This is a genomic window from Planotetraspora thailandica, assembly GCF_016863335.1.
In the GTDB taxonomy this organism is placed as follows: Bacteria; Actinomycetota; Actinomycetes; order Streptosporangiales; family Streptosporangiaceae; genus Planotetraspora; species Planotetraspora thailandica.
Genome location: NZ_BOOR01000049.1, coordinates 15470 through 28688 on the forward strand (window position 1 = coordinate 15470; position 13219 = coordinate 28688).

The following is a 13219-nucleotide window of genomic DNA, read 5'->3' on the forward strand; positions in this document are numbered from 1 at the left end:
GATCACCACCGCACGACGACGATTCCGGCACTGGCCCCGCTGGCCAGGCCGACCAGGGCGACCAGGTCGCCGCGCCGTACCCGTCCCGAGCCGACCACCCGCGCCAGTTGCACGAGCAGCGTCGCCGCGACGAGGTTGCCGTGCTGGGCGATGGTGACGACGACCTTGCCCTGCGGTATGCGCACCTGGTCGCAGAACCACCACAGCGTCGCCAGCGATGCCTGGTGCACGCAGATGGCCGCGAAGTCGTCCCAGGTCAGCCCGAGATCGGCGAGGGGTTTGTGGAAGACGGCGTAGTCGATGTTCTCGATGCCGCGCACCAACTGGGCGGAGTTGACGATGAGCGGCCCGATGGTGGGCCGGCCAGCCCACGGGTCGGTGGTGAGGTTGTCCACCGCGGAGACCGCCGCCTCCCATCCGGCGGAGTACGCGGAGAACCGGTGGGCGAGCACCCCCGGTTCGGTGCCGGCCTCCAGCAGCAACGCGGCGCCGGCGTCGGAGACGGTGTAGGACGCGGCGACGGTGACGTACTCCTCGGCGCCGGCCAGGGTCCACGGTGTGCCGGCGGTGGGCAGTTCTCCGCAGCAGATGAGGACCCGCCGATGACGGCCGCCGGAGATCAGCGCATCGGCCACCTGGATGGCGTTCAACACGCTGTTGCAGGCGTTGCGTATGTCGAACACCGGGCAGCAGGCCCCGATCTTGGCGGCGACGACGTGTCCGGTGGCCGGCTCCACGGCGTCGGACGACACTCCCGCGTAGATGAGCAGATCGAGGTCGGCGGCCTGCAGGTCGTTGTCCTCCAGGACCCGGCGGGCGGCGTGCGCCGCCAGGTCGGACGGTTTCTCGTGGGGGAGGGCGATGTGCCGGCGCCGGACTCCGCTGTGGTCGTGGATCAGTCCTCGGGGCAGGTCCAGGGTGGGGTTGCGGTCGGCGAGCCGGTCTTCCAGCTCAGCCGTGCTCAGTGTGGTCTCTGGCAGGTGGGCGGCCACCCCGGTCATCCGGGTGTGCAGCTGGGTCAACGCAGACCTCTCTTCAGTGCCGTTCTACTGGGCCGTTCTTCTGCGCCGGGCCTAGCACGGCCGGCGGTCGGGAGGGGGACGGAAGGGGCCGGTGACCGCGGACGGTGCCGCGGTCACGGGCCGCATCGTCGCTGGTTCAGGCCGGCTCTCCGGTACGGGGGCTCGCACCGGCGGGCTGCTGTTCGCCGCGCAGCCCGAGGCGGATGAGCATGCTGTTGGCGATGTCGGTGACGGTGCCGCCGCCGCGCATCAGCTCCATGGGCGGGATGTCGATGCCGAACTGGCTGCGGATGGAGGTCAGCAGTTCGGTGGCCATCAGGGAGTCCAGTCCGTACTCGTCCAGCCGCCGGTCCTCGGCGATCTGGTCGGCTGGGGTGAGCAGGACGGTGGACAACAACCGGGTGATCTGCTCGGTGACGTACGCGTACTTCTGCTCGTAGCTCATCTCCGCCAGCAGCGACAGCAGGTCGGGCCCCTGCTGCTCCGTGCCGGGCGGCAGCACCAGGGACAACCACGGACGCTGCAGGCTGGGCAGGACCTGCCGCAACCGGCCCCAGTCGCAGCGGCCCACCATGGCGACGTCGGCCTGCTCGCCGAGCATGGCCTCCACGGCGTCCAGCGCCCGGGCGGGAGGCATCGGCGGGATCCCGGCCTTGGCCAGCGCCTCTCCCTGCCTGCCCCGGGTCAGGACCCCGGTTTCCGCGAGCGCGCCCAGGCAGGCCGCCAGTCCGGGCAGGCCCTGCCGGTGTCGCTGCCGGGCCAGCGCCTCCAGGAACAGGTTCGCGGCGACGTACGACGTCTGACCGATGTTTCCGACGGTGGTGAGGGAGGAGTACATGACGAACAGGTCGAGGGGGCGATCCCGGGTCAGTTCGTCCAGCACCATCGCGCCGGCGACCTTGGGGTGCAGGACGGCTCGGATCCGGTCGTCGCCGAGGTCGGCGAGCGGGCCGTCGTCGAGGTGCATGGCCGCGTGTACGACGCCGCGCAGCGGGTGACCGCCGGCGTCCAGGTCGTCCAGGATCCGCCGCATGGCGTCGCGGTCGGCCACGTCGGCCGCGTACGCGCGGACCTCCACCCCCGATCTCTCCAGTTCCTCCAGCAGAGCGGGAGCCTCGGGCGCCTCGGCGCCCCGGCGGCCGAGCAGGGCCAGGTGGCGGGCACCCCGCCGGGCGAGGCGGCGAGCCGTCGCCGCGCCGAACCCGCCCAGGCCACCCGTGACCAGGTAGGTGCCCTCCGGTTCCAGGCGTGGCTCCATCTGCTGGGGCCGGACGGTGACCGGTTCGTCGCGTGGGTCGAAGGACACCACGACTTTTCCGATATGCCGGGAATGGCGCATCATGGCGAAGGCGTCGGCGACGCGGGCCGCCGGATACACCGTGTGCGGCAGCGGCCGGAACCGCCGGGAGCGGTAGAGGGGCGCGGCCTGCGACGTGCTGTCCGCCATCAGCTCGGGCGCCTTCCACATGAGAGTGCCCACGTCCACGCCGTAGAACGCGATGTTGTCGGAGAACGGGCGCAGCAGCAGGGACCTGTTCTGGTAGATGTCCCGTTTGCCGAGCTCGATGAACCGGCCGCCGTGCCGCAGACATTCCATGCCCCGGGTGATGGCCTCACCGGCCAGCGAGTTGAGCACGATGTCCACTCCCTGGCCCCCGGTCAGTTCCTTGACCTGCTCGGCGAAATGCAGGCTGCGCGAGTCCAGGACGTGGTCGGCTCCCATCGCGAGCAGCAGGTCACGTTTGGCGGCGGTGCCGGCGGTCGCGATCACGCGGGCTCCGTGGTACTGGGCGTACTGCAGCGCGGCCAGGCCGACCCCACCGGCGCCGCCGTGGACCAGGATCGTCTCACCCGCCTTGACCCGTGCGCAGTACCCCAGCGAGTGGTGCACGGTGGAGAACGCCATCGGCATGGTGGCGGCTTCGGTGAAGGTCATCCCCTCGGGCATGGTGACGGCCGCCCACGCCTTGACCCTCGCGTGACTGGCGAATCCGACGGGTCCCGCGGCCATGATCCGGTCACCGGGCTGCGTCCCGGTGACGGCGGCACCGACGGCGGTGACGATCCCGGCGCATTCCAGGCCCAGTTCGTGCCCGCCGAAGACCGCTTCGACGGCCTCGGTGGGCAGCAGGTTCACCGCGCGCATCACGTCGCGGTAGTTCAGCCCGATCGCCCGTACCTCGACCACGACCTCGTCAGGCCCGGGCTGCGGCATCGGGATCTCCTCCCAGGCCAGCGTGTACGACAGCCCGGGATCACACACCTTGAGCCGGTAGGCGCCGCCCGAGCCGACGGGCAGGCTGCGGGCGTGCTCGCCTGACTCCAGCAGCCGCGGCACGAAACGTCCTCGGCGGGTGAGCAGGATCTCGTCCTCCTCACTCGGGGCGAGCAGTTCTGTGGCCAGGCGGCCGGCGTCCTGTGCGGCGTCACCGGTGGGGTGCAGGCAGAGCCGGCGTATCGCCAGCCGCGGCTGCTCGTTGCTCAGCGAGCGCATCGTCCCCCAGGTCGCCGCGTCCTCGGGGTGGAGCCGGACGTCGGTGAGGCGGGGTTCTGGCAGCGCGGCGCAAGGGCGGGCCACCAGCCACACCGTGGTCGCGACGTGCTCGGGCAGTTGCTCGCAGGCCAGCGCGACGGCCCGCAGCGCCGCGGCCCGCCGGGTGATCTGCTCGACGGTCTCCTTCGGATCCGTGTCGTCCGCTCCGCCCAGGATGACCGCGATGGTGACCGTCTGGGCGGTGGGTGGGAGGTGAGCGGTCCAGTGGTCGGGATCGTCGCTGAGCGGCGAGCGGAGCACGTCGCCGCCGCGGGTTCGCAGCAGAGCCTGCAGTTCGGCGGTCAGAGCGTCTGTGCCGTCCTCACCGGCGAGGATCCACGTGCCGGCGGCGTCCGGTACGGGGTGGCCGGCGGCCGGAGTGCCCCCGGCGGTGGCCAGCATCACCGAGAAGTCGCCCGCCGCGAGTTCGTCGTCGTCGCCGGTCTGGACGACCTCGGTGTATCCGGCCTCCGCCAGCACCTCCGGCCATCTTTCCCGGGACAGCAGCGGCGAGCGCGGGCGCAGGTGCCGGTCGGTGAAGTTCCAGAACTCCTCCTGCATGCCGAGGAACGGCAGCAGGGTCCCCATCCGGTGCGGTTCGGCGATGAGCAACTGGCCGCCGGGAACCAGGAGGGCGGACAGGTGGTGCAGCGCGGCGGGCAGGTCACGGGCGAGGTGCAGGCTGTTCGCCGCGACCACGAGATCGAATCCGCCCGCGGCCAGCCCCTGCTCGATCGGGTCGGCGTCCAGGTCGAGGACGGCGTAATCGACGAAGTCGAAGCCGGCGAAGCGCTGCCGTAGCCGGGTCAACGCCCCTTCGGCGAGGTCGGTGACCAGGTAGCGGGTGCGGTCGGCCGGCAGGACGGGCAGCAGCATGGCGGTGGTGCCGCCCGTCCCCGCACCGGCTTCCAGGACACGCAGGGGACGGTCGGCCGGCCATCGCCGGACGATCTGGTCGACGAGCGCCCTGGCGATCCGGTTGGTGAACAGGTTGACCGGTCCGACGTCGTGGAACTGCTCCATCAGCTCATGACCGCCGCCGGAGCCCAGGACGTCGGAGCCGGCACGCCGGCCTGCGAGCAGTTCGGGCAGACACCGGCCGGCCCGCACGGCCAGGGCGCTCTGGGCGGGGAAGGCTGCTCCCCGGGTGAGGAGGTTCCGGTGCAGCTCGCGCGGGTCCGCACCCGTCAGCGTCAGGCGAGGGCCGCCCTCGACCGGCCGCTCCAGCAGTCCGTGCTGTTCCAGCAGCGGCAGCGCCGCATGGAGCATCCGCCGGTGGTGCGCCTCTGGGCACGCCTCGATCAGTTCCTCGAGGCCGGTCGACCGCTCGGCGGTCAGCTCGCCGAGCGCGCCGGCCAACGTGTGGGCGAAGACCTCTTCGAGCCGTGCCGCGTACCGCGGGTAGTCCAGTTCGTGCCACGCCGAGCGCAGCCGGTCGATCTGCTCGGCCGCGCCGGACAGGATCTGCCCGGGGCGGGGGGCCGGCCACGGCTCGGCGGGCGTGCCGGTCCGGGGCGCGGCCCGTAGCGCCATCTCGTAACGGGTGACCGGGGTGATGTGGACGCCGGGCATCCGGCGTAGCCGGCAGCCCTCCACTTCGGCGGCGATCCGGCCGTCGTCGTCGGCGACCACGATGTCCCAGCAGACCTCCTCGGCACTGCTGGAGCGTTCCCGCACGTACACCAGTCCCTGTGCTGCGGGCGTTCCCCACAGGCGGACCGAGCCGATCGCGGCGGGCATGTAGCCGCGGCCCGCTCGCAGCGACTCCACCAGCCACAGAACGCCGGCCTGCAGGGCGCTGTCCAGCACCACCGGATGCATCTGGTAGCGCCCCTGCCCCTGCTCCGGGCACGAGTAGGCGCCCAGCACCTCCCGCTCGCCCATCCACAGCTCGGTCAGGACCTGGAACTCCGGCCCCCACACCATGTGTCCTTCGGCGGCCCGCGCGTAGTAGCCGGGCACGTCGACGCGCGTGCCGATGCGAGCGCGGAGCGCGGCCACGTCCAGCGGCGGCGGGATCCGGCGCAGCAGCGGGCGTACCCGGGCCCGGAAGTGCTCGCGGGGCTGCTCCGCCTGCCGGCCGGCGCTGGCCACGGTGACCACCCCGGTCTCGGCGGAGAGCGACGTCTGCGCGTATATCGGATCGGCGGCGGCCTGTGACGGCACCACCATGGCCCGGCTGATGTCGACCCTGTCCACCTCCACCGCGTCGGCGGCGTCCGGCATGGCCAGCCGGGCGGCGGCGATGGCCATCTCCACGTATCCGGTGGCCGGCATGACGGCGGCGCCGCCGGCCCGGTGGTCGGCCACCCAGGGCACCCGTACCCGGTCGATCTCCCCCTGCCAGGTGGGGTCCAGCACCGGCATCCGCTGTCCCAGCAGCGGATGCTGGATCGTCGTGTCGACGTTGGTCTGCACCCAGGTGTGCGGGCCTCCGATCCAGTGCCGTTCGCGCTGCCAGGGGTAGGCAGGCAGCGATCGCACCGCGCCGGGGCGGGGGAAGTACCGATCCCAGTCGAGCCGCGTACCGGCCGCGACGAGTTCGGCGACCGCGGAGCGGACGCGCGCCGGGCCTGGCTCGTCACGGCGCAAGGTGGTCACGACGGCTGCGCGTACCCGGGCGGTGCCGCTTATGCGGCGCAGGTACGAGCGCAGCACCGGATGCGGGCCGATCTCCAGCAGCACGTCGAAGCCGTCGCCGAGCACCCGCTCGACCGCCCCGGCGAACCGCACCGGCTCCCGGACGTTCCGCCACCAGTACGCCGCGTCCAGCTCCGGCCCCCGGACCAGGTCGCCTGTCACCGTGGACACCATGGGGACACGCGCCGGGCAGGGCCGCAGCCCGGCGAGTCCCTCGGCCAGGGGCTGCCGTACCGGGTCCATGGCGCCGCTGTGGAAGGCGTAGTCCAGGTCCAGCTCGCGGAAGAAGATCTCGCGCGAGGAGAGGTCCTCACCCAGTTTCTTCAGCGATGCGTCCGGTCCGGCGATCGTGACGTCGCGGTCGGAGTTGACCGCCGCGACCTCCAGTTGCGGGTAGCCGGCCAGGATCTGCCTGGCCGCGGTCTCGGGCAGCCCGAGCGCGGCCATCCGGCCCTGCCCCCGGGTGACCGACTGCGCCATGCCGCGCTCGGAGATCACCTGCGCCGCCTGGGCCAGCGACAGGGCGCCGGCGGCGTAGGCGGCGGCGACCTCGCCCACGCTGTGGCCGAGCACCGCTCCTGGCCGTACGCCCGCCGCCTTGAGCATCTCCACCAGCCCGACCTGGACGGCGAACAGCAACGGCTGCGCCACTTCGGTCGCCGACAGCCGTGACTGGTCGGCAGGCAGGGACAGTTCCTTGAGCACCGACCAGCCGAGCCGATCGCACAATTCGGCGTCGACCGCTTCCACAGCCGAGCGGAAGGTCTCGTCGGACAGCAGATCGGCGCCCATTTCGGCCCACTGCGAACCGTTGCCGGAGAACACGAACGCCACCCGTCCGTGCTCCACCGTCTCCGACTCCGCCACCGCCGCGTCCCCGGCTCCGAGCCGCCTGCCCGCACCGGACTCACCGGTGGGGCCGGTCGAATCCGGGGCGTCCGCCAGGCTCGCCAGCGCCCGTGCCGCCGCGGCGGCGGTATCGGCCAGCACCACGGCGCGATGCCGGTGGCCGCCGCGCCGCCGGGTCGCGGTGTAGGCCACGTGGTAGAAATCGCGTTCATCGAGTGACGCCAGGTGCGCGGCGGTCCGTTTCACGGCCTCCCGCAGCGCGGGCTGGCTGCGCGCGGACACGACGACGGGCAGCGCTCCTGCGGGGAGTGCCGCCGATTCGGCCGCCCTGGGCGCGGGCGGTGCGGCCAGCGCCACATGGGCGTTGGCGCCCCCGAACCCGAAGGAGTTGACTCCGGCCACGGACCGCTCGCCTGCTTCGTCCAGCGGCCGCGGCTCGACGGTGACGCCCAGCCCCAGGGCGTCGAAGTCGATACGGGGGTTGAGCGTGGCGGCGTGCAACGAGGCCGGGATCATCCGGTGCCGGAGTACCAGCAGGGCCTTGAACAGCCCCGGCATGCCGGAGGCGGGCTCCAGGTGCCCCAGGTTGGACTTCACCGAGCCGATGGGCAGGACTCCGCGCGTGCGCCGGCTGCCCAGCGCCCGCCCCAGCGCCTGGCATTCGGCCGGATCACCGGCCTGGGTGCCGGTACCGTGCGCCTCCACGTACACGATCTCGTCGGGGCCGATGCCCGCCGTGGTGTACACCTGCCGTAACAGGGCTTCCTGCGCCTCGGCGTTCGGCAACGCCAGCCCCATGGTGTGGCCGTCGTTGTTGGCGGCGGCGCCGACGATGACGCCGTGGATACGGTCCCCGTCGGCGATCGCGTCGGCCAGGCGCTTGAGCACCACCACGCCGCCGCCCTCCGCGCGTACGAACCCGTCGGCGTCGGCGGAGAACGCCCGGCACCGGCCGGTCGGCGACAACATCGACGCCTGGCTGAAACCGATGAAGGGGCCCGGGCTGATCAGCAGGTTGACCCCGCCGGCCAGCGCCACCCGGCTGGATCCCTCCGCAAGGGACCGCCAGGCCCGCTCCACGGCCGTCAACGACGAGGAGCACGCGGTGTCGATGCTCATGCTCGGCCCGCGCAGGTCGAAGAAGTGCGACAGCCGGTTGGCCGCGATGGACAGGGTCGCCCCCGACATCGAGTACGGGCCCATGCCACCCGGCTCCAACGCCTGCATCGTGCCGTAGGCGGGATCTGAGATGCCGATGAACACTCCGGTGTCCGTGCCTGCCAGCACCGCCGGATCGATGCCCGCGTCGTCCAGGGCCTCGACCGCCATCTCCAGGAGCAACCGCTGCTGCGGGTCCATCGAGGCGGCCTCTTTGGGGGAGATGCCGAAGTAGGCGGCGTCGAAGGCGGTGATGTCCTCGTCGAGGAAGCCTCCGGCCCGGGTGTAGCTTCTGTTCAGCCTCGGCATGGTGTCGTCGACGAACCGATCGGCCTCGAACCTGCTCGGCGGGATCTGGCCGACCAGATCGGCGCCCTGCCGCAACGCCTGCCACAGCCCGTCCAGGTTCACGATCCCACCAGGCAGGCGGCATCCCACGCCCACCACCGCCGCCGCGTGCTCCGGCCATGCCTGCTCTACTGTCGGGTCGTCCGCGCTCATGTCGCCCTTCCTGCTCAGGTCCACTACGACTGGCACTTCGCCGGTCGGCTTGCTGTCTCGGCGAGGCTCCACCTAGCGCGCCTGGCGCAGGGCTAGGCGGGTCGGCCACTATGTCATCACAACTCCCGGTATATGCATAGATACTCTATGTATTTGCCCAAGAGAATGGTGTTATGCGAAGTAATGGGGGAGACCTGTGAGGACCGCCTGACGCACCGGCTCCACCGGCGCAATTCCAGCCGCTCAGCATGCGGCATGTGTCTGTGCAGAGGATGGCTGGACGCGTTGCGGCGCCTGCACAGCGGCCTCGACGCCCGTCCTGATCACAGCACCTGTCCGAGAGACTGTACGGCGGGGCGACCGGGGTTCAGCCGTACAGTCTCTTGACGTCCTGCCGCTCCGGGGTCAGCTCTCGCGCGCGGGGAAGACGCCGCGCGTACAGATCACGTAGGTCAGCCCGTTCGGGGCGGCACTGCGCAGGTCGGGCAGCTTGAACGTGGTCCGTCCGTCGCCCCCGTACGAGGTGCCGAGCAACGCGAACAGCGCCTGGTTCTGGTTGATGGCCAATGTCTGTCCGGCGGCCGGCGTGCCTCCGGCGACGCTGCCTGCCACCAGCCATACGGACCCCATGGTGCACTCCGTCCCGCTGCCCGCCGTCGCAAGGCTGGTTCCGGTGCCGAAACGCGGGTCCGGAACCGAGTCGCCCTTGGGGCCGGTGGGACCCGCCGGACCCTGCGGGCCCGCCGGACCGGTCGCGCCCGGCGAACCTGCGTCACCCTTGAGGCCTTGAGGACCGGTCGTGCCGGTCTTACCCGCCGGGCCCTGAGCCCCCGTTTTGCCTGTCGCGCCGGTCTTCCCGGTGGGACCCTGGGGTCCCCTTACATTCCAGGACAGCCGCGACTCGGTCGTCTTGCACTTGGTCGTCGAGGGAACGATCCGGGCAGCTCGTGTGGTCTTGCTGACGCAGGCGTAGATCGTGCTCGGTGTAGAAGATGCGCTCACCAGGGCGATTCCGCCAGATGTCGCGAGACCGCCCGCCGCTGCGGCCACGGCCAAGAAGGCCGCCAATCTCAGCCCGCGTCCCGTCGGACGGCGCCACCGTTCGTTGTGTGCCATATGAGACCTCCTAGCCCCATGACCGTCATGTCCTGACGGACACGGTTGGGTGGCCCCCTGGGTTGACGCATCTGACATCACGCTTCGGCACCGAAACATGGTGAACAGTCGTTGCTGCACGTCAAGCTGGGTAGCGGCTGGTGCGGTGTCGCATCTCGTGGTCGGTGGTACCGCGGGAGCCCGCTATCCACTGCTCTTCGCGTAGGACCCTGAGGTCCACTTCGCCGGTCGCGGCCCGGTGGTCTGCGGGAAGGGCGATCAGGATGGGCTCGACACTCAGGACCTGCCGGGAGACCCCGGGGGGAGGATCCCCGGCGATCAGGTTGTAGGTGAACGTGATCGCGAGGTCGCAGCTGCCGTCGCGGAGCGCCTCGACCGCGTCGTGGGGTTCGAGTTCGTGGACGATCACGTGCGGCTCCGGATCGCCGGTTCTGGCGGCTGCCATCGCGGGCAATAGGCGGTGACCGCGGCCGTGGCGAAACAGGCCACCCGAACCGGTCCTCTCGGGGTCGAGGCCGAGCGCAGGTCTTCCTCCGCGGCGTCGAGCGCGTTCAGGACGATGTGGGCGTGCCGGACGAGGCGCCGGCCTTCCGCTGTACGGCGCAGGCGGCGCCCGGCGCGTTCGAACAACGGGACCTTTGCCTCGCGTTCCAGGGTGGCGAGTGCCAATTGGACCACGCGACACTGTGACCCAGCCACAAGTCGTCGATAAGTGGAGGCAGGATGCTGACCGTCCTTGAAGTCCCTCAGTGGCAGGGGTCGGGCTCGCCCACGGCGCCCAGACTGGTCGAAGGAGCCTCCCGGCTGGCCGCGATGGTTCCTGAGGCCCGGCACGTCCGCGTGGACGCCGAGGGCACCCTGGACGAGAACGCCGGGCGCGTCCGGCGGGCCCTCCCTCAGGACGGCTTCACCGTCACGGTCGGCGGGGACTGCGGCGTCGAGCTCGAACCGGTCGCCGCGGCGCTGCGCCGGTACGGCGACCGCCTTCACCTGGTGTGGTTCGACGCCCATGGCGACCTGAACTCCCCTGCCACGTCCCCTTCGGGCGCCTTCCACGGCATGATCCTTCGCACGCTCCTCGGGGAAGGCCCGTCCAGCCTGGTGCCCTCGCCTGCGCTGCGTCCAGACCAGGTCGCGCTGGTCGGAACGCGCTCGCTGGATCCCGCGGAGGCCGACTTCATCCGGCGGGCGGGCATCGGCGGCCCGTCCACGATCCAGGAGAACGCGGTCCTCTACATCCACGTGGATCTCGACGTCCTGGACGGCATCACTTCGGTCGGCTATCCGGAGCCTCACGGCCTGTCCCCGGAGGCGCTGACCGAGGCGATCGCCGGTCTGGCCTCCCTGCACGAAATCGTCGGCCTGGGCATCACCGAATACGCGCCCTCGGACCCGCAGGACGAGGAGATGCTCAGGCGGTTGGTCCCCGAACTCGTCCGGCTGTGCAGCGCGTCCCGTCCGTAGAAGATCGAACGGAGATCCGGTCCGTAACCGTTACGGAAAGGCCCGAGGCAGGCGCCGGTAGGCCGGTTTGCCGAAGAACGCCGTGCCGGGCGCGACGGAGATACTCACGATCATTGAGTGGGCGGTCCTTGTCATCGTGGGACTTGGTACCTGCTCGCCCGGCACCTGCTCGTCCGGCACCTGCTCGCCTGGCAGCGGCCGGCGGTCAGGCGCTGGACCCGGGCAGGCCGCTGACGGGGGCGGGGTCGCGCTCGACCCATGTGGCGGTCTCGGGATGGGCGAGGATCCACTCGGCGATCTGGTCCTTGCGGGCCCACCACACGTCGTCGTGCTGGCGCAGCCGGGTGAGCACGCGGTCGAGTACCCGGACCCGGGAGGCGTGCCCGGACAGCCGGTCGTGCAGGGCGATGACCATCATCCGGCGCCTGTGTACCCCCTCTTCGTAGAGCTGGTCGAACTCGTCGATGAGTTGCCGTTCGTAGGCGACCGGGTTGAACGCGGCGAAGTCGTAGCTGACGATGTCGTTCAGGTGTGCCGTGTAGGGGACGGTGGCGAACGGCTTGCCGTTGATGGTCTGCAGGAAGGGCTCGTCGGCCGACAGGTCGTCGATGTGGTACCGGAACCCGAGTTCCTGCAGGATCTCCAGGGTGTTGACGCCGGGACGGATCCAGTAGCTGGTGTAGCCGGTCGGCCGGGTGCCGGTGGCCTCCTCGATGGCCTGGACGTTGCCCGCGATCCACGCTCGTTCCTCCGGGCGGGACATGTGGTACTGGCGCTGCCAGCTGAGCCCGTGCGCGCCGGCCTCGTGCCCGCGGCGCACGATCTCGGCGGCCAGGCCAGGGTGGCGGCGGACCGCCTCGCCGACCATGTAGGTGCTCACCTTGATGTCATGCTTGTCGAACAGGTCCAGGAGGCGGGGGATGCCCTCGCGGGCGCCGTACTCGAAGAAGCTGTTCTGCCCGAGATCGGGGAAGCCGGGCAGAATCGGCTCGCTGATCGGCCCGGGCGCGCCGCTGATCGGCTGCCCGCCTGTCTCGAACTGCACGGTGATCGAGAAGGCCAGCCGCGCCCTGTCGGGCCAGAAGGCGTGCGCCGTGGTCATGGTCTGCGTCCCCCGTGTCGCCGATGGTCCTGGTCCTACCCGGCACTGGCCGCGCCGTCCGGTGCCATCCGGTGCCGGAAGAACACCGGCCAGGGCCGTACGCGGGCGGGCGCTCCGGGGCTGGGACAACCACCAATGGAGGCAGGCGCAGAGCCTGTTCAGCCCAGGAGTTCTCGGGCGAGAGCTCGAGCCAGCCAGTCCTGAAACGCTTCGTGGGTCCAGCCTCGGGCGCCTACCAAGTGGTGGTAGATGCCGGGGTCGTTGTAGACCGTGATCACGTCTGCGGCGTGGTCGGCATCGAGATGTTTCGACAAGGCACCCGCAGCGACGACGAGGGCGATGATCTGCTCGGCTCCGGCTCTCCGTTGCCGCTGGACGTCCTGCCAGAGGGCGGCGACGTCCGGATCCGCGTCGGACGCCACCCGTACGACGTGGTATAGGGCCGACACACGTGCCACTGCGCCGGCAAGGATGGCAGCGTAGGCGGCCACGATCTCGGCGCCGTCGGTGAGGGACTGCATCGCACGTGATTCGGGCCGTTCCGCAAGGCTCTCAGGGCGATCATCACCGACAATCGCCTGGTCGTAGGCGGTTTTGAGGAGCCATGGCTTACCGCCCGCTGCCGTGAAGACGGTGGAGCGGCTGACTCCAGCGGCCTCGGCGATGGCATCCACAGAGGTCGCGGCGTAGCCGCGTGCGGTGAACAGTTCGGCCGCGGCTTTGAGGACTGCCTTGCGCGTGTTCGCGGCTTGTTGAGCCCTGATGCCCAAGCGGTACGGCGCCCTGCTCCCTGGCGTCCCCGGCACGTTGCTCCACCCTCCCGGTCATCGCGCG

The 13219-nt window shown here is 71.0% G+C and carries 8 protein-coding genes; 1 reads left to right on the top strand and 7 read right to left on the bottom strand.

Annotated features, from left to right (window positions below; translation table 11 throughout):
• Positions 1-2: 2 nt before the first annotated feature.
• The 5 genes from Pth03_RS28050 to Pth03_RS28070 form a co-directional block, all read right to left on the bottom strand.
• Positions 3-1022 (bottom strand): 3-oxoacyl-ACP synthase III family protein, encoded by a 1020-nt coding sequence (locus Pth03_RS28050; RefSeq protein ID WP_203947410.1) that lies wholly within the window; start codon positions 1020-1022, stop codon positions 3-5.
• Between the two features lie 136 nt (positions 1023-1158).
• Positions 1159-8703 carry a type I polyketide synthase gene (locus Pth03_RS28055; RefSeq protein WP_203947411.1) on the bottom strand — a complete coding sequence of 2515 codons (7545 nt, stop codon included), beginning with the start codon at positions 8701-8703 and terminating at the stop codon, positions 1159-1161.
• Between the two features lie 405 nt (positions 8704-9108).
• Positions 9109-9819 (bottom strand): phage tail protein, encoded by a 711-nt coding sequence (locus Pth03_RS42220; protein ID WP_275413221.1) that lies wholly within the window; start codon positions 9817-9819, stop codon positions 9109-9111.
• 121 nt (positions 9820-9940) lie between these two features.
• Positions 9941-10228, bottom strand: coding sequence for a LysR substrate-binding domain-containing protein (locus Pth03_RS28065; RefSeq protein WP_239119425.1), 288 nt, complete (start codon positions 10226-10228; stop codon positions 9941-9943).
• Entirely contained in the window at positions 10225-10488 is a 264-nt protein-coding gene (locus Pth03_RS28070; RefSeq protein ID WP_203947414.1) for a LysR family transcriptional regulator, read from the bottom strand. The genes Pth03_RS28065 and Pth03_RS28070 overlap by 4 nt, the downstream gene beginning before the upstream one ends.
• Before the next feature lie 54 nt (positions 10489-10542).
• On the opposite strand from Pth03_RS28070, the gene Pth03_RS28075 reads away from it, so the two are divergent.
• Positions 10543-11283, top strand: coding sequence for an arginase family protein (locus Pth03_RS28075; RefSeq protein ID WP_203947415.1), 741 nt, complete (start codon positions 10543-10545; stop codon positions 11281-11283).
• Between the two features lie 205 nt (positions 11284-11488).
• Here Pth03_RS28075 and Pth03_RS28080 read toward each other — a convergent pair whose 3' ends face one another.
• Together Pth03_RS28080 and Pth03_RS28085 are read right to left on the bottom strand one after the other, a co-directional pair.
• On the bottom strand, positions 11489-12385 hold the full coding sequence (locus tag Pth03_RS28080; RefSeq protein ID WP_203947416.1) for a polysaccharide deacetylase family protein: 897 nt from the start codon (positions 12383-12385) through the stop codon (positions 11489-11491).
• A 158-nt stretch (positions 12386-12543) separates the two neighbouring features.
• Positions 12544-13155 carry a TetR/AcrR family transcriptional regulator gene (locus Pth03_RS28085; protein WP_203947417.1) on the bottom strand — a complete coding sequence of 204 codons (612 nt, stop codon included), beginning with the start codon at positions 13153-13155 and terminating at the stop codon, positions 12544-12546.
• Positions 13156-13219: the final 64 nt, after the last annotated feature.